At 45.0% G+C, this 17,313-nt stretch carries 19 protein-coding genes; 8 read left to right on the forward strand and 11 right to left on the reverse strand.

Annotated features, from left to right (window positions below):
- Position 1: 1 nt before the first annotated feature.
- Positions 2-841 carry a carbohydrate ABC transporter permease gene (locus B3K42_RS05710; RefSeq protein ID WP_292597417.1) on the forward strand — a complete coding sequence of 280 codons (840 nt, stop codon included), beginning with the start codon at positions 2-4 and terminating at the stop codon, positions 839-841.
- A gap of 188 nt (positions 842-1,029) precedes the next feature.
- Here B3K42_RS05710 and B3K42_RS05715 read toward each other — a convergent pair whose 3' ends face one another.
- A complete protein-coding gene (locus B3K42_RS05715) occupies positions 1,030-2,868 on the reverse strand; it encodes an LTA synthase family protein (protein WP_292597420.1) in 1,839 nt (612 codons plus the stop codon).
- Between the two features lie 137 nt (positions 2,869-3,005).
- Between B3K42_RS05715 and B3K42_RS05720 the strand changes: the two genes are divergently transcribed.
- A complete protein-coding gene (locus B3K42_RS05720) occupies positions 3,006-4,676 on the forward strand; it encodes a sensor domain-containing diguanylate cyclase (protein ID WP_292597422.1) in 1,671 nt (556 codons plus the stop codon).
- Here B3K42_RS05720 and B3K42_RS05725 read toward each other — a convergent pair.
- The 5 genes from B3K42_RS05725 to B3K42_RS05745 all read right to left on the reverse strand — a co-directional run bounded on the left by B3K42_RS05725 (position 4,673) and on the right by B3K42_RS05745 (position 8,474).
- A complete protein-coding gene (locus tag B3K42_RS05725) occupies positions 4,673-5,101 on the reverse strand; it encodes a hypothetical protein (RefSeq protein ID WP_292597424.1) in 429 nt (142 codons plus the stop codon). The two genes, B3K42_RS05720 and B3K42_RS05725, sit on opposite strands and share 4 nt — an antisense overlap.
- A 301-nt stretch (positions 5,102-5,402) precedes the next feature.
- Positions 5,403-5,906 (reverse strand): flavodoxin family protein, encoded by a 504-nt coding sequence (locus tag B3K42_RS05730; RefSeq protein WP_292597426.1) that lies wholly within the window; start codon positions 5,904-5,906, stop codon positions 5,403-5,405.
- 97 nt (positions 5,907-6,003) lie between these two features.
- The gene (locus tag B3K42_RS05735; RefSeq protein WP_292597429.1) at positions 6,004-6,474 is read right to left on the reverse strand and encodes a GNAT family N-acetyltransferase; all 471 of its coding nucleotides are present in this window, start codon (positions 6,472-6,474) and stop codon (positions 6,004-6,006) included.
- A 158-nt stretch (positions 6,475-6,632) separates the two neighbouring features.
- Positions 6,633-7,382 (reverse strand): DUF2087 domain-containing protein, encoded by a 750-nt coding sequence (locus tag B3K42_RS05740; RefSeq protein ID WP_292597432.1) that lies wholly within the window; start codon positions 7,380-7,382, stop codon positions 6,633-6,635.
- A gap of 168 nt (positions 7,383-7,550) precedes the next feature.
- On the reverse strand, positions 7,551-8,474 hold the full coding sequence (locus tag B3K42_RS05745) for a GNAT family N-acetyltransferase (protein WP_292597435.1): 924 nt from the start codon (positions 8,472-8,474) through the stop codon (positions 7,551-7,553).
- 215 nt (positions 8,475-8,689) lie between these two features.
- Here B3K42_RS05745 and B3K42_RS05750 point away from each other — a divergent pair, with 215 nt between their 5' ends.
- Positions 8,690-9,394, forward strand: a complete 705-nt coding sequence (locus tag B3K42_RS05750; RefSeq protein ID WP_292597438.1) for a TIGR00153 family protein — start codon at positions 8,690-8,692, stop codon at positions 9,392-9,394.
- Here B3K42_RS05750 and B3K42_RS05755 read toward each other — a convergent pair whose 3' ends face one another.
- The 4 genes from B3K42_RS05755 to B3K42_RS05770 all read right to left on the reverse strand — a co-directional run bounded on the left by B3K42_RS05755 (position 9,395) and on the right by B3K42_RS05770 (position 13,054).
- Positions 9,395-10,330, reverse strand: coding sequence for an inorganic phosphate transporter (locus tag B3K42_RS05755; RefSeq protein WP_292597440.1), 936 nt, complete (start codon positions 10,328-10,330; stop codon positions 9,395-9,397).
- 136 nt (positions 10,331-10,466) lie between these two features.
- Entirely contained in the window at positions 10,467-11,234 is a 768-nt protein-coding gene (locus tag B3K42_RS05760; RefSeq protein WP_292597442.1) for a metallophosphoesterase, read from the reverse strand.
- A gap of 72 nt (positions 11,235-11,306) precedes the next feature.
- Positions 11,307-12,467 (reverse strand): glycosyltransferase, encoded by a 1,161-nt coding sequence (locus tag B3K42_RS05765; protein ID WP_292597445.1) that lies wholly within the window; start codon positions 12,465-12,467, stop codon positions 11,307-11,309.
- The gene (locus tag B3K42_RS05770) at positions 12,464-13,054 is read right to left on the reverse strand and encodes a glycerol-3-phosphate acyltransferase (RefSeq protein WP_292597448.1); all 591 of its coding nucleotides are present in this window, start codon (positions 13,052-13,054) and stop codon (positions 12,464-12,466) included. Before B3K42_RS05770 ends, B3K42_RS05765 begins: the two co-directional genes overlap by 4 nt.
- Positions 13,055-13,411: 357 nt before the next feature.
- Between B3K42_RS05770 and B3K42_RS05775 the strand changes: the two genes are divergently transcribed.
- Genes B3K42_RS05775 through B3K42_RS05785 form a run of 3 tightly spaced genes read left to right on the forward strand, consistent with a single transcriptional unit; the run spans position 13,412 to position 16,275 of the window.
- A complete protein-coding gene (locus B3K42_RS05775; RefSeq protein ID WP_292597451.1) occupies positions 13,412-14,641 on the forward strand; it encodes a S41 family peptidase in 1,230 nt (409 codons plus the stop codon).
- Entirely contained in the window at positions 14,642-15,772 is a 1,131-nt protein-coding gene (gene iadA / locus B3K42_RS05780) for a beta-aspartyl-peptidase (protein ID WP_292597453.1), read from the forward strand.
- A 5-nt stretch (positions 15,773-15,777) separates the two neighbouring features.
- The gene (locus tag B3K42_RS05785) at positions 15,778-16,275 is read left to right on the forward strand and encodes a flavodoxin family protein (protein WP_110991243.1); all 498 of its coding nucleotides are present in this window, start codon (positions 15,778-15,780) and stop codon (positions 16,273-16,275) included.
- Here the strand turns inward: B3K42_RS05785 and B3K42_RS13850 are convergent.
- The gene (locus B3K42_RS13850; protein WP_414674509.1) at positions 16,272-16,400 is read right to left on the reverse strand and encodes a manganese efflux pump; all 129 of its coding nucleotides are present in this window, start codon (positions 16,398-16,400) and stop codon (positions 16,272-16,274) included. The genes B3K42_RS05785 and B3K42_RS13850 overlap by 4 nt on opposite strands.
- A 287-nt stretch (positions 16,401-16,687) precedes the next feature.
- Here B3K42_RS13850 and B3K42_RS05795 point away from each other — a divergent pair, with 287 nt between their 5' ends.
- Together B3K42_RS05795 and B3K42_RS05800 are read left to right on the forward strand one after the other, a co-directional pair.
- Positions 16,688-16,999, forward strand: coding sequence for a non-canonical purine NTP pyrophosphatase (locus B3K42_RS05795; protein ID WP_292597456.1), 312 nt, complete (start codon positions 16,688-16,690; stop codon positions 16,997-16,999).
- Positions 17,000-17,030: 31 nt separating this feature from the next.
- Positions 17,031-17,309, forward strand: a complete 279-nt coding sequence (locus tag B3K42_RS05800; RefSeq protein WP_292597459.1) for a hypothetical protein — start codon at positions 17,031-17,033, stop codon at positions 17,307-17,309.
- The last annotated feature ends 4 nt before the right edge of the window (positions 17,310-17,313 follow it).

Raw genomic sequence — 17,313 nt, forward strand, 5'->3', positions numbered from 1 at the left:
CATGAAGAAGTCTACTAGGAAACTACTGAATACAGTGATTATTGAAGTCGTCCTGATTTCGATTTCATTCATTTTCATAATGCCGTTGATTCTTGCTATCACTATGAGTCTTCAGCCGCCTCAAAGTGTCTTTTCTTTTCCCCCGAAGTTTTTCCCGACAGCGTTCCATATCAAGAATTACTTCGATGCTTTCAAGACTGTTCCTTTTGCGCGTCTGCTTCTAAACAGTGCAATCGTGTCAATTGCGATTACTCTTGGCAAGCTCGTAACGGGAACACTTGCGGGATACGCCTTTTCAAACTTTAGGTTCACCGGAAGAGGGCTGGCCTTCGGTTTTCTATTTGCAACGCTCTTCCTGCCGGCGGAGACTATTATGATTGTTCCACTATTCTCGTTGATGAACAGATTTGGGTGGGTAAATACCTACTGGGCGCTGACAATCCCATTTATGGCGAGTGCAACAAACACTTTTTTAATGAGGCAGCAGTTCATGACGATTCCGCTTTCTCTGGAGGACGCTGCCAGAATCGATGGTGCCGGTCCGATCAAGTATTTCTTGAAGATCCTTCTGCCTCTTTCCAAATCGATCATTGCAGGTTCGGCGATCATAAACTTTGTCTATTCGTGGAACATATATTTGTGGCCTCTGATAGTTACGATGGAAGATAAGATGAAGACAGTGCAAATTGGAGTGAAAATGCTGATCGATGCCGAATCTGCTAACAACTGGGGGATAATCATGGCCGGTACTATGATTGCAGTCATTCCAACGCTTGTCGTTTTCTTCCTGTTGCAGAATCTCTTCGTAAAAAGTCTTGTCGGCACTGGCATAAAGGAATAGGTAGAGCCGACCGATATTGAGTATAGGAAAAGCAAGACAAAGCAGGTCAAATTGTTTGGTATATCAACTTATTTGAGAATGAATAGAAGACAACGATAGATCCCTTGACAGCTTTTGTAGCCGGACACAACGATGCTTCATACCGAGCGGCAAAGCTAAAGCTCTCGTGATCCTTTCGCTTTCAGGGTCTAGTTTTCTTTGGTGCCTGTTCCGCTCGTCAGCTTCGAAATCGAGTTGTTGAGAATGAAATACTTCGAGGCTGCTATCTGCTGTATGGAGTCTTTATATCCATCCAGGCAACTGAAAGGAGCTATCTCTACTCCGCTGTTCCTGTTGATTGCGCTGCTGTTGTTGAGTACTCCGTCGCTTGACATGATAAACACTCTACTATTATCGATGAAGGAGCCTTCGGGGACGTAATGAGTCAATGCGGCAAATCCCGATGAAGCATTCAAAAGATCACGTCCGAAAAGGATCCCGTTTCGCTCCACTATTCCGATGAGATTCAGAAGAGTCGGGAAGAAATCAATCTGACCGCCAACTGTAGAGTTGACTATCCGAAGATCGGAACCCGGTATGTGAAAGATCAGCGGTATATTCATCGCCTGCGCGAAATCATACTCGTCTTGAAGAAGATCGGTCAAGATGTCTTTGTTCTCTTTGTTGAATGGGTACAGCCCCGCATGATCACCATATAGGACTATCAGGGAGTCTTCATACAGCCCGGCCTTCTCAAGACCTTCGACAAATTTACCGAGTGCCCTGTCTGCATAATTGACAGACTGAATGTAGTTGCCGAATAGGGTCTCTTCGTGCTCGGGAAGTAGCTCTATGCTTCTCAATTCCTCGGGAATTTCATACGGATTGTGGCTGGTGAGCGTCACGATGAATGCAAAGAACGGTTCCACCAAACTTTCTAGATGCTCCAGCGTTTGCCTGAACAGCGAGAAATCACTCAGTCCAAAACCGATAATCTCATCGCTTTCCATGTCCTCTAGACTAATGAAATCGGAAAAACCTAACGCTGGATAGATCTTCTCCCGGTTCCAGAACCACCCGTTGTTGCCATGAAATGCAACCGTGTGGTAGCCTTCAGACTTGAGAAGCGATGGTAGACTGTAAAAACTGTTGTCTTCTCTTGTCTGATATACGGAGACTTCTCCGAGCGAATGCATTGAATTGAGAATAACAAATTCGCAATCAGAAGTATTTCCCGCTCCGACCTGTTGATATACTTCATCAAAATATAGGGAATCGGCCGAGATCAGACGATTTAGGTTCGGTGTGATTTCCTGACCATTGTAAGAGAAGTTAACAAGGAAATCCTGGAATGACTCCAATTGTATCACGATGATGTTCCTGCCTTCTGCAATGGAAAAGTACTTGCCTGCCTCCGCCATCTTATTGACGTAACCGTTGTACGAGACTCTTTCGTCAACGGCTATTCCTTTGTCAACTCCGGGGACTGCTTTCACCAGATCAAACATGTGATAGGCAAGTACGCCGTATCTATTGAAGACAAAGTAAGATTGCAGCGCTTCAGAGGAAAAAGGTAAAATAAGGCCTATCAACATAACAATCGTAATAAGGATATCCGTGTACCCCGGCTTTCTTCCTGTCCATTCTTCTACCGAAGAAGTCTTTTTTCTCAGATAGAAACCAACGGGTATCAAATCGACTATAAATATGAAGCTTACCGGATGAAGGACGTAGATTATGCTGTCTTTTACCGCACCTACTTGTCCGACATGAACAAGTTCCTTCACCGAAGGTAGAAAACCGAAATACTGGAAGTATAAAAAATCAACGAAGAGAATACATGAGATAACACAGTACAGAAGAAAGAACTTCCCTCTGAACACCACCCAGAAAAGCAGTAGAAGGAATGCCAACCAGGAGAGTGTTCCAAGCAACAGGGATGCCCTTGCAAGCTCAGCAGTGTAAGCGTAAAAGACAAGGGATTTCACGATAATCAGAACTACTATTAACGCAGTGGTCTTTGGTGTCCATTGATAAGTCTTCTTCAAATTAATCTCATCCCAGAATCCTAATGTGTGTCGACGTTTTAGATTATACTAACTTAAGTGCGATCATTCAATGACTTCTTTCTTCTGGTGGCATGATTTTGCAACGATTTAGTTAAGAAGTTGGAGGGTGGTTGAGAATGTTCGGAGAAAAGAATTTTGGGATGCCTTTTAAGAACTTTGAATCGAGGTCTCTTCATCTCGATAACCGAGAAATGGAGGAATTCGAGCTAGTCTTTTCTGTCAATGAAGATAGCATCGATCTTGTTGACAGTACTGGATCCGGAAAATCGGACTCCAGGCTGAGCGAAATCTTCTCTACGTACAACGACATTGGAAGGCTTTCCTCAATGCTGGGAATTGAAGATCTATCTTCAATCATTCTCAGGGCAAGTAATGGAGAGAGTACTGACTTAGCGTGTTGTACCAAGGCTTTTGGCGTGCCGCGTTATTATTTGGTCAAGGCCGAGAAGAACGATTGCACAGTCAAGATCAGATTTGAAGAGTTAGGTCGACACCTGGCCGGCGAAGGCTACCGGAACTCTCTTCTTTCCTCCTTCATAAAGATCGTTCAGGACGCACCGGTTGCAGTCTCTATAAAAAATAGTTCTTGCGACTCGTTATGGCTGAATGAGATGGCAAAGGAAGCTGGCTTCATTACTCAAGATCAAGATATGTCTCCCAGAAAAGAGAGTTTCATTGAGATGGTTCAACATGAAGGAGAAAGCGAATACTTTAGAAGTTTCGTGGTAGATCTAAAAGACAGAGATTCCGGATTCGTTAGCGTAAAGTACTCGATTGATATAAGCGATAGTGAGAAAGCCAAGTATAAGCTCCAGATGAGCAGGAACAAGATACGGAGACTTCATGAGGTAGCCCTTGAACTGGCGAAGGCAGATACGGAGGAAGAGGTCTATGATCTCTTCATAAATGCGTCCTGCAGAATTCTAGAATTCGCTGTATACAGTCTAGACATTGTGGAGGGGGAAGATCTCGTTGTGAAGAGGGTGACCAATTCAGTTCCAAATAATGGTGAGGAACGCTACAGCAAGTACGAAGGAGTCGCCGGGAGGACCCTCTGGGAGGGAAAAACTCTCGTCTTTCCCGATATTACGACGTGCCAAGAGGCAAGGCCAAGAAGTAGCGACTACAAATCCGCGCTGAGCATACCTCTTGGAAACTTTGGAGTTTTTCAAACGATATCAACTGAGCGGGACGCGTTTGACAGCGAGGATGTTGAGCTCGCAGAATTACTGGCCGCGCATGTCACCGAGGCGATCAGCAGAATTCGAAGCAGAGGAGAGATCATAAGACTCACCTATTACGATCCTCTAACGGGCGCGCTGAGCAGGTACGGGCTCGAGGAGTTTTCTGCCGCAGAGATCGAGAAATCGAATCGATTCTCCACACCTCTCTCATTGATGATGCTTGATGTCGATGACCTCAAGGCAATAAACGATTCCCTGGGCCATATATATGGTGACTTTATTCTTTCATGGGTGGTCGAATCAGTTAAGATGATCATCAGGAATTCCGACCGGATAATCAGGTGGGGTGGAGACGAGTTCTTGATAATCCTGCCCGGGGTTGCCATGGAAGGCGCCGAGTCTATGGGGAAGAGAATCCTCGATCGGCTTGAGAAAAGAAGCTTGGAAGAGGACACCACTGCTACAGTGAGCATAGGGATTACAGAGTATCTCGGAGATGGAGACAGTGTCGACGGTATGATATACCGTGCCGACCTGGCACTTCGTGCTGCAAAGAGCAAAGGAAAGAATCGTCTTCAAGTCTACAAAAAAGACTGCTTCTAAATAGAGGGGTCGGTGTGGACGATCGAAAAGCGACCCGACTGATCCCTTTCCAGGTACACTGTTAAGCGAAGGTCTTTTATCCACTGACCATCACGAGTAGCTAGGTAAGCCCATCTCGAAGCATCAATATCGTAAGGCTTGAAGGAGACTGAAGCCAACAAAACAGCCGAATCACTGGATTCCTCACGGATCTTGATGTCTTCTATCACGAAGCCGGTCAATCTTGAATCTGAGGGAACTGATCGATCTTCATAGCTTCCGAAATATTCGTGGAGCAATTCTCCTGCTGTTTCCCTAATGTGTGACTCATGATAAAGACCGCTCTGAGCAGAGGAGAGGGTCAAGTCCTGTCCAAAGAAAAGCGCTGCCCCGAGAAAAACTGTCTGCAGAAGGATGATCAAATAGATCCACCTGTAATCTTCCAATACAATCAACCCCTCTTAGATACGGTTTTCGATTCATTCGCCAAGATTATACCGCATCCTGCTTTCGTACCGGAACTATTCTCTGTTGAGTAGATTTGATTATGACGCTTTATGCTATTATCACCGTCACCCTGGAGGAAGAGCACTTGTTCGGGAATAGTGTCATGCTTCATTCCATTGTCCAGGTGGCTTCTTGAGTTTCTCGTTCTTCGATCATTTTAGAGTGGGACTCCAAATAATAAGACCCTTGTCTATAGCTCAAAGGCAAGGGCCTCGCACAATTGATGATTATCGAGGATCTTTAGTTAATCGATTTCAATACCTGCCTTGCCCAGTTGGCACTTGCATTTGCAGCGTACTTCACACCTGAACCAATGGGATCGTAGAAATCAATCGCACCAACGATCTTGTTATCAGATAATTTGCTGATCATTTCTTGAAAGACGATTCCCATTAGGCCTTCGTGAGTGCAAAAAAGTGCTATGTTTTTGTTTGAAAGCGTAGCTTTCCTCAAAAAACTCTCCACTGGCGGAGCGTAGCTCATTGCCCAGACCGGCGAACCGAGAAAAATGAGGTCGTACTCATTCGGATCTACCGAAAAAGGTTCGAGAGGTGGAATGGGATTCATACTTACGCTTTCCCCCTCCCAGATGTATCTGACTCTCCTTCCACCTTTTTCATCCAAAGGTTTCAGTTCGAGAAGATCGGCATTCGTTTCGTTTGCTATGGACTCAGCAATCGATTTCGTGCTTTCATCATGAGAGTAGTAGACAACGAGTATCTTCTTTTCATTTTCATCAGGCATTGATCAAACCTCCTATTGCCGACTGTTATTATCGCTATTAATTCTCTCACAAGTTCTCGTTTTTTCCAAGAGGTTTGTATTCTATCTTCCATTTATTTTATTCTTGAGCAAACCGCATCTCGGCATACTTTGTCTTGAAGCCCATTTTCTTGTACAGAAATCTTGCGGGATTGTTCTGTTCGACATGAAGCGCTATATCACCGTTGCAAAGCGTTTTTATCTGTTCCAACAGCCTCTTTCCAATACCGGCCCCTCTCACTGCCTTGTCGACAGCAATATAGACGAGGATGTGTTCCGGTATATATCCTTTCATCCCCGTGTCATTCACCACAGAGGCTCCACAGATCTCTTTTCCCTGCATGGCTACCAGAACAAATCCACCTTTACCCTTTTCATCGGAGAAGGCATAGTCCATTGATCTTCTGATAGCAGATCTATCGTCACCGTATTCTTCCAGATTAGTGTGAAGAAATTCGACAATTCTGTCGATTCCTATCTCTTTGTCGATTCTTTCGAAATTCTGGAATCGTTTAATCGTTGTCTTTTCAGTCTTTGTAAGCAACTTCAAAGAATCACCTCCGTTTGTGAAATAGCTATTCGTTTGTATAGCTAAATCAATTATAACACTCCTGTGTGTTAACAACTGTAAAGTCCTGTTATGGAGATCTCCGTTATTTGCCTATATAGGGAATTAAGCTCGTCAACTTAAACTGACATTAACATTCATTAGAATACCAGCCAGTAAGCGCTACCGTCCGGTTTCCTGTCGATCAGTCCATATTCGATCAGATATCTTCTCAGAAGAACGTAGTCATCATAGAATGCTTTCAGCATTTCGTTGGCTTGTTCTTCACTATAATTGAGACCGGGTTTGAAGACTCTGACAATTTCCCTTAAGACGATTATCTTGTCCTTCTCTTTCTTCGGGAACCTGATAAGCTCACCATTCTCATTGAAGAATCTTGATAGGCGTTCGAGCCGCTCAGATTCAGTTACTGAATAGCGTTCGTCGATCATAGTAGCACTTCTATGAACGTCAACTATTCTGTCTTCTTCGTTAAAGCTTTTCTCCATCATGTGGTGGAGAACCAGGAAGATTTTTGCCTGTCTTGCTTTTTCCTTGAGTCTGAAACGATAGTTCCTTACTGTAGATTGTGTCAATCCCAGGCGTTTCGAGATGTCCTTATCACCCACACCTTCGTAGAAATACTGCATCATGGTCTGCTGTTGTTCCGAGAGTCCAGTGTATTTTCTATCTAGCTGCAAAAATGAATCAAAGGAAGATCTGTGGTCTATTGCAATGTGCTCCTTAACAGCTCTCTCAGCGTCCATAAGTTTATCGCCGCTGATTCGATATATCAATCCTTCCTCGAAAGACTTCCCGCATAAGAGACAAATATAAGCCCCGTCCAGGAGCTTGTAACCGGCCTCCAGTTCTTCGATACTACTTTCCCAGAAAAGTTCAGACGATTCCATGATTTCACCTCCCAAAAGAGTATAACAGAAAGAAAGCATTATGGCAAACACTTAGAATAAGCATCTACACAAAGATAAACAATAAGGTGAATTGTCTACGATATGGCCGTTGAATCTCGAAAAGTCTTGGCAAAGCTTCTGGAATAATACCGAAGAAAAGAGAGTATTTCAGATCTTGAGAGTCAGTACTTCTCTCTTGTAAAGAAATCTGAATCCGGCTTCTTCGTACAATCTCTTTGCTGAAGTGCGGTCCGAAGTGACCGAGAGAAAGGCTCTGTCCTTTCCCTTTTTCTTAAGGTACTTCAGAGACTCAGCCAGAAGCGCTCTTGCAAGGCCTTTATTCCTCCATCTTTCGACAACGAAGATCTCTTCGGTGTGAAACTTTGAATTGTCAGTATTGTCCGGGTAAAGCATGACGCTTCCTGCGATATTCCGTTTTAGGTCCAGTGAGGCAAGGATAAGACCTTCATTCTTCCACTCAGGTCTGCTGAAGAAATAGTGGAGATACTTGTACTCGAGAGGTGAGTCTGGAAAACAGGATTGCTCTGCCAGGAGGTATTTCAGGATTTCTGGCGACTTCCTCGGCTTCATTTGAGAGATTATAAGACCTGATGGAAATGGGTGAGAGCTAATTTCTCTTTTCAAGTCTCTTTCCATATACTCGAAGTCTATCCAGTGAGCGAAGCCCTTGTTGGAGAAGAAATCCTTTTTTTCACTCTCGCTGTCGGCAATTCTGACACAAATTTTCGTTCCCGCTGCAGGAAAGAAGTTACTGGTCGTATCCACAATCGAAGGAAGCGCAGTTTCATAAAGAAGCGACATCAAGTTATTGTCAGCTCCTTCGTCTACAGTTATATCAAGCCAGATGTGATGGAAATGGGCTGTACTGAAATTCTGTCTCGTAAGAAACCGTAAGAAACCTACTACACGTCCATTGTCCACAGCGAGGAAGATGTTCTTTCTTCCATTCAGCAATGGGTTCTTCAGATCTTCAAATGCGAATCTCTCCGCTAGAGGGTGCTCCATTTCATAGACACGCTGAATGCGAAGCATCTGTTCTGTGTATTCCTTCGAGTAGCCTGCTATTTGCATTTTATCGCCTCCACTCGTCTTTGATCTTCATAATTTGCGATCTATTCGTTATGTTGGGACTTCTTTCACAGTGACGATTTCGAAGTCAAGTCAAGAATCTCATTTAATGCTTACCAGATAACTTTAGGATAAAAGTGGCATAATATATAAATAATAGAATCTATTAGAGTCTGTCAAGTACACCATGGAAAATTCTAAGGACTGGGTGTGATGAAGTGAAAGGAATCGGAGGCTCTAATGGATTTGTCAGTATATTGAAGCCCGGAGGTGGACCTCTAATGTTTTTTGGTAAGAAAGAAATGGCGATCATTCAGCTGTTTAATGAGCATCTGGATTTCATATCGAGAACCCTGGAAAACCTTGAAAAGGTCTTTCTTGCCAGCCAGAATGATGATTTATCTTCTGTGGAGATCTATTCGGAAGAGGTGCGAAAAATGGAGTCGGCCGCCGATGCAAAGAGACGCGAAATGGAAAACTCGATGTATCAGGGAGCGTTCCTCCCGAATTTCCGTGGCGACTTCCTAGGTCTTGCAGAGTCTTTCGACAAAGTCGCAAATGAGGCGGAGAACGTGGTTGATCAGATTGTATTGCAGCATCTCGTAATACCTTCTGAGTTGAAAACAGACCTCTTGAAACAGGTTCAGCTTGCAGCAGAGACGTTTGAGGCAGCCAAGGAGGCGGCAGTAAATCTCTTCCAAGAGCTAAGTGTCGCTGAAGAAAAGATAAAGGAAACGGAACGCCTCGAGAATACTGAGGATAGTCATGAGCGGGCGCTTGTGAAGAAGATTTTCGAGATGAATCTCTCACTCGCTGAGAAAAGGCAGCTCCGCGAACTTGTTCTCTCAATTGGAGATATTGCGAATCTCTCTGAGGACTGCTCCGATCGTATGGAGATAATTGTTCTTAAGAGAAGAGTGTGATCAGAAAAGGCCCCCGACAGCTTTTATGAGCAGATAGAGGCCAAGGGAGACTAAACCGGCAATTAAAGGCGTCTGCAGCCAACCAAGAGCGATGTTTCGAAGAATCTTGTAATTGATGTCTCTTGAACCTCTTGCCAGCCCGGCACCGATCACCGCTCCAACAATGGCCTGTGAGGTCGAGACCGGCACGCCAATCAAGGCATAGATCCACACAGTAATCGCTTGAGAAAAGGTAGCAATCACAGCTGAGAAGTGGTCGAGTGATGTGATCTGCTTTCCGACGGTGTACATAACCCTCTTGCTGAAAGTAAGTACGCCGAGAGCAATACTCAGTCCCCCTACAAGTGCAGCTACCTCCAGGGGTATTATTCCGACAAAGGGTCCTGTAACATTCGCAACATTGTTCGCACCCAAGGCGTAGGAACCATACGCGCCAATTATGAGAGCTCCAATTTTCAAGGAAAGATCTTGAGCCTGAACGGTCTTTATTCTTCTGAACATTACTGCAAAGATCTTGTATAGAAGGAAGGAACCGATTGCGGCTCCGATTGGTGTTGTTATCCAGCAGATCACAACTTTCGTAAGTACAGACCAATCCACCGTGGAGTTAAGTATTCCGATTCCCAGAATTGCCCCCATCATTGCCTGAGATGAAGAAGATGGGATTCCCAAGTAAGTCATTAACGTCATCGAGATCGCCGCGCCAATGGTGCTTACGGAAGCAGTGAGGAGCGTCTGGCTACTGACGCTGGAAATGGTCTCAAGACCCCTTGAACCTTCTAGAAGAGCGCCTATTAGTATGAATATTGCGGACAACACCACAGCCAGGCGGTATTTCACAAGTCCCGAAGTAACCGCCGTACCATAGACATTTGCAGCGTCATTTGCCCCTAATGCCCAGCCGAAAACAATGGCCGGAATTATCGCAAAGAACATATTGACCTCCATTGGGAGAAAGAAAAGTTGATCGATTATATCACGGTATTACATAGATTCGAAGCTTTGAAAGATCGAGCAGAAAGAGATGAAGGCAGCAGGAACTGAGGAGGAATCGAATGAAGACTAGTGGAATTTAGAACTCGATGAATATGATCTCGGGAGGACTTGCCAATCTTCCCGGAAACCATCCTCCGACTCCCCTGGTCACGAAGATCTTTGTTCCGTCGGTTTCGTAGAGACCTCTGAAGTAGTCCCCGCTAAATCCCCTTGAAGTCTTCAGTATAGCCTCGGTCAACCAGGGTATATAGAACTGACCACCATGTGTATGTCCGGCCAGTACCAGGTCATACCCCTCTAGAATGTCCATGTGTTCTTCAAGCAGATTTGGCGCGTGTACCATCAGTATCTTTAGATCGTAATTGTCTTCGGGTAGAAATCTTGTCCATGAAAAGTAATGGTGAGACGGAGTCCCTGTCAATCCCAGTTTCTTGTCTGCAATCTGGATTATTGCCGAACGAGTATGGACCACGTTTATCCCCAGTTCCTCATAGATCTTCCCCATCACGTCAGTTTCCGATTCTTCCCAGTTGCCGTACACGGCATACACCGGCGCTATTCTGGCAAGTTCGGAGAAGTAACTTTTCATGTACTCCATATCTGTGTAAGGCGACAAAACATCGCCCCCAAAAAGAATCAGATCTACCCCTTCTTCGACGAGCCTTTCAAGAAGATGATCGTAAATAGGTTTCTTCGTCCAGATGTGAATATCGGCAAAGAAAGCAATTTTCGCCGAAGGTTCTTCCGAGAAAGTAAGCCTTTCGACCGTCAGGATGTTTGGTTCTATCAAAAAAACGTAGGCGATTATGCCGGCAACTACCAACCAGATCTTCAAACGCTTCAAAATACCATTCCCTCAGAAAGTTGTGTCATACGAACCGATTCTACATGATTATTCAGTAGTCGGTTCAGACAATCACAAAAATAAGCGTGATTTCTTCTTTACAAGCACCCTACCTTTCCATTTCGCAGCTCCACAAAGGTGAACAATTATCGAATGGAATCCGATAATTGATGAGATGATCGTGATTAGCGGATACAAAAAAATCACCAGGGGCCTGAGTGAAAACTTTGCGCTGGCGAAAAACCACATGCTGAACGAGAGAGTCAGACTAATCAGAGACAGAATTCCTGCAGACTCTGGAATAGCAACTCCAAAGATGAATAGTAAAGCTACTATGAGAGGAAAGAAATCTAAAGTTAGCATCCAACTCCAAACAAAGGCCGCGGGAATGATTCTGTAGTCAAAGAGGGAGAAGTAGTTTTTAAGAAACCCAAAATATGCAGCTTTGAATCCATCATACATTTTGCACTCTACAAGATCGGAAGCATCGTACAATCTCCATTTCATTCCTGCCTTTTTTATCAGTCTGCCAAGAGAGATATCATCGACCCCGTGGTCCTTCACTGCCTCATGGCCTCCGATTGAGAGATAGGATTGTTTTCTGAACATCATGAACTGACCGCTTGTTACCGCGAGTGATTTAAACCTCTTGCCATATGCGATTGCGAGTGGAAAGATCGAGAAGACACTGTGAATCATGAATGGTATAGTTATCAATTCACCTAGCGTATCTGTCCTCTCCTTGACAATGGCCGTCAACAGATCCGTTTTTTCTCCAATCATGACGCCTATCGCGTGAGAAACTGTGGAGGAAGCGTGAACGGTATCGGCGTCTGTAAAAAGTAGGATCTCTCCCTTCGCTTCTCTTGCAAGCTGGTGGCATGCCCAGTGCTTTCCAAGCCATCCTTCGGGCAAAGCTTCTCCCTTAATTACTCTGAGGTTGCTAAACTCGCTTGTCATTGATTCAAGGATTTGGAGTGTGGCGTCGGATGAGCTGTCGTCGAGTACGATTAATTCGAGATTGCGGTAATCTTGATTCAGAAGGGAGTAAACGCACCTCGAGATGTTTTTCTCTTCGTTTCTAGCGGGAATCAGTACGGAAACCAAAGGGCCGTGGAGAATTCCTTCGAAACGGCTGATCTTTTTCATCAGTATCGCATTAGAGACTGAAATTACAAACATCATCCCCAGGAATAGGGTAATCGATATTGACTGAAAGAGGAGAGAGGTCATTTAATCTTCCTCCGAAGCTTGAGTGCTATGGGAAAAGCAAGCTGATTTCTGTGTTTGAAAGCAAGAACTGAAGTGTTAATCGCCCATATAAAGATAGCGAGGGTGTTCATTTGAATGACGAGAAAGATTAGGAGACCGCACATGCTCAGAATTACCTTCCAGCCATCGGTCCTGGGATTTATGACGAACGAGAACCCCAACATGAACGCTCCGATTATTGAAGGTCCAACCCATTGGGTTAGACCCGACCAGATGCCGAAAGAGACCGCCACAGCCTTACCTCCATTCATTCTCAGAAAGGGTGAAAAAGCGTGACCCAGGACCGGAGATACTGCGACGGGTACCATCTCCCAGCCGGAAATGCCTCCAATCGAGAGGGCAAGCAACACGGGCAGATACCCCTTGAAATAGTCGAGAGCCATTGCAAGAAGCCCGAGTAACAGCCCTGCTCCTCTTAACACATTGGAAGATCCCGGGTTGCCGTCGCCAATCTTCGAGATCTTTTGACGAGTCTTTTTTTCGTATATTATTTTGGAATACATTATGGAGCCAGAAAAAAAGCCAATGAGAGTCCACAGGATAAACATTGAGACCTCCCCTCCGGGATTGAGAAAATCACTTTCTTCATTCTCTTGACGCCTGATATGCTTGACGAAGGAGATATTTCTCTACCGTTGCCAGTCTGGACTCTTCGTCAGGTCACGCTCTCAATGAAAGCCTTTTCAATTCTGCGAATCGACTTGCCAAGCAGAGAACAGACTGTCTGTTGCATGAGTCAAATTCTAAGATGTTATGTGTTTGCCTTTATTGGTGCATTACTACTTATGTAAGAATTATACATAGTTGATTCAATAAGGCTCTTTTCTTGAGAACAACTGGCTGGATGTCTTTCAGACCCAACGTAAATGATAAAATCTCGTAGAATATCAGAAAGGATGGTGAAGATGAAGAGAATTCTATCCATGTGTTTCCTTCTGCTCTCATTAGCACTGCCACTTTTCGCTCAGGGCCTGGAAGATCTATCTACAGAGGAGTGGAGGCAGGACATCAGGTTTCTCGAAGAGAAGCTGTTGAGCACTCACCCTAATCCCTTTTTCAATACAGATGAGGGTATGTTCAGAAGCCTTCTGAAAAGCCTGGAACGCGATCTGGACGACCTGTCGTCCAGCGAGATCTACACAAGGCTTACAGAGATCGTCGCATCGCTTGGAGACGGCCACACGGCGATCTACCCTGATAGCAGGCTTGCTGTGTATCCAGTTTACACTTACTGGTTCACTGATGGGCTTTATATAGTTGCCACATCGGATAGTGAACAGTATCTACTGAACTGCAGAGTAGTTGAGATTGCGGGCATGGAAGTCGAAGACGCGTTGGAAAGATTGAGGAAGGTTGTATCATATGACAATGAGTGGGGATTTCTCCATTCTCACTCTGACTATTTGAATAAAGAAGAGATTATGAAGGGCCTGGGAATGGTTGACATGGATGGAGATCTTCTTCTTAAGGTCGAAAAGGAAGGAGAGATAATTGAAGCCGTCGTAAAGCCTCAACAAGAAGGATTTCATTGGATACAGAAGAGAGTGGATGAGATTGACAGAACCTATCAAGGAAGGAAGTACTGGTATCAGTACTACCCTGATTCAAAGACACTCCACTTTCATTACGCTTCATGTGGTTCGGAAAAAGGAAACCCGTTCATACTGTTTAATTGGAAAATGTTTCTATTCACCTGGACAAACCCAGTAGACAAGTTCGTTCTTGATCTCAGGGGAAATGGAGGAGGCAGCTCGGTTGTTCTGGAACCCTTCATTCTAAGAATGATGATAGATTGGAGATTGAACAGAACTGGAAAGCTCTTTGTTCTAATCGATCGCGGAACCTTCTCTTCGGCAGTTCTCAATGCCATTTCCATGAGAAAACGCACAAACGCGATCTTTGTGGGTGAACCAACCGGAGGCAGTCCGAGGCACTATGGTGAGGTAGAGAGATTTCAGCTGCCTAACTCTGGAATTTTAGTAAGTTGTTCAACCACCTATTGGAAGACGACATCCGATACATCGGAAGCTTTTATGCCGGACATATTGGCGGTGAGATCCTTCCAGGACTATTACGAAATGCGCGATCTAGCCTTTGAAGCTGTTATGGCCTATGGATCGGAAGGGGAGGAATAAATGTTAACTCTGTTTAAGAACGTTCAGGTATATGCTCCAGAACCTCTCGGAAGGAAAGACATTCTGATTTCTGGAGAGAGGATTGTCGAAATCGATGAAGGGATTGATGAATCGGCCGTGCGGTCGCTCAGCGGAGATGTATTCGACCTGGGTGAGTCGTATGCGGTTCCCGGATTTGTTGACGGACACGTGCATCTAATTGGGGGAGGCGGAGAAGGAGGCTTTTCGACAAGAACTCCTGAAGGTTCTGCACAGCAATTCGCCGAAGTCGGTACTACCACAGTTGTCGGAATGTTGGGCACCGATGGTGTTACCAGAGAGCACGCTTCGTTGCTTGCAAAGGTTAGGGACTTCCGAAACTCCGGGATAGATTCTTACATGCTGACAGGCTCTTACAGATACCCTTTGATGACGCTAACGGGGGATGTCATGAGGGATATTGTATTCATTCCCGAGATAATCGGCGTGGGTGAGGTGGCCGTCTCGGATCATAGAAGCAGCAACCTTAGTTCCACAGAGCTTCAGAGATTTGCTATGGACGCGCGTGTGGCCGGAATGCTTTCCGGCAAGGCTGGAGTGACCGTCCTGCATCTTGGAGATGGTCAGGAGAAGCTTAAACCTCTTTATGAAGCAGTTGCCGACGGAACTCTTAATCCCCGACAGATTATCCCTACGCACATCTGTCGATCGGAGGAACTCTTAAGTCAGGGTATCGACTGGGTGAGCAACAAGGGCGGATATATTGACATCACTGCCAATGAACACAGCACACACCTGGTTCTAAAAGACATCTACAGCAAGAAGATCAGATTCGACAGGATCTGTGTCTCTTCTGATGGCCTCGGTTCTCTTCCCAGATTCGATGAAGAAAAGAATCTGGTCGGGATAAGGTCGGCTCCGGTCGATACTCTTTTGAAGACCTTCACAACATTGGTCAAAGACAGAGGTCTTCCTGTACATGAAGCTTTGAAGCCGTTTACAGCAAACCCGGCTGCATTCTATCATCTTCAGAAAAAGGGAATTGGACTGCTCAAGAGGGGAGGCTCTGCAAACATCTTATTCATTGATCGGGATTTCCAGATAGTCGAAGTAATTTCCAGTGGAAGATCAATTTTGGAAAACAGGGGATGATCGGTGTGAAACTCTGTGCAGTATATTACAGTAGATCTGGTTCGACAAAGAAAATTGCGGAAAACTTTGCCGATTCTGTTGGTGCAAAGCTTTTCAAACTTGAAGATGAAAAGCCAGGGAAATCGATATCCGGGTTCTCTGCGCTGCTTGGCCTGGGAAGTCCTTTGAAAGAACCTCTTCCAGATGTCGGCGGTTTCGAGTTCTTGGTGCTGCTAACTCCAATTTTCGCCTGGCATCCTTCATCTCAGATGAATACCTTTGTCAACAAGGCCGATTTGAAAGGCAAGAGTGTGTTCCTAGTAGGTGTAGGAGCCGGTGAGAAAAATAAGAAAGCTCTAAAGAGATTCTCCGCAAAAGCTGAAAAGGCCGGTGCGAATGTAGTCGGGACGAAAAACTTCAAAGGATTACAGATGAAACAGGATTTGAAGGAGGTTGAATCTAATCTTATAGAAAGCGGGAAACAACTAGCCGGAACCATCGAAAGACTAGTGCAAAAGATCTAGTGGAGATGTTCGAAGAGAATTTTTGTGCCAATCGAGATCAACACAATCCCTCCGACTGCTTCCATCAATTTACCGAGTTTCTGACCTGGTCCCTGTCCGCCCGTTATACCTAGAGCGGATAGCATGCCGTTATGAATGCCGTCATTACAGCAGTGAGAAGTCGACTTCCTTGCGTTTTCAGTACATGCTTTTGAGGTCCCAACACAAGCGACACAGACAATTCAACTGGAACGGGTCCTCGGTAATCCGTTCTCTCCAGCGGAGTTCTCGCTCAACGATTTCTCTCAGCATTTATACCAATAGGTAAAAGACTGCTTAAGAGCGAATGGACTCATCTGGATGAGAAATCGCAAAAGGCTGAGGGTGTTATCATTGAAGAAAGGAATACAATGTGGTTCGGAGGATCGTAGGTATGGAACTCATCTACGGAACAAGAAACCCGGCTAAAGTGATGAGCATGAGGAAGATGCTTTCCGGATTGTATATGCAGTTAAGAGGTTTATGTTCATCCAAGCATCTTCCAATTGTCGAAGAGATCGGATCAAGTCCGCTCGACAATGTTCGAGCAAAGGCGGAAACTTACTACCGCTTCATCGGCAGACCTACGTTTGCTTGTGATTCCGGGCTTTTCGTTGAAGAACTTGATTCTGAACTTCAGCCGAGAGTGAAGTTCAGAAGGCTGGGTGACAAGCCTTTGAATGATGAGGAGATGATCAACCACTAAAGGAACTCTCAGCTGAACTCGAGGGCTATCAGTGACTCATTATAGAAACACCATCTTTCTTATCTTGAGCGACGATCAGAAACGCTGGCTGATGGATGACACGATTGAAGAGACGTTTTATCTTGTGAGCAGACCTCAACCGGCAAGAGTTGAAGGTTTTCTTCTGAATTCGCCCTCTGTAGATATTCAGTCTGGTAAGTACTTTGTTGATCTCACCGACGAAGAAAGATCCAGTGCTTGTCACTGTCGTAATGGCTTCAGGAACTCCTTCAGCGAAGCAATCCGTTCATTTGGAGATGAGCATTCTTGAACAG

The organism is Mesotoga sp. UBA6090 (assembly GCF_002435945.1).
In the GTDB taxonomy this organism is placed as follows: domain Bacteria; phylum Thermotogota; class Thermotogae; order Petrotogales; family Kosmotogaceae; genus Mesotoga.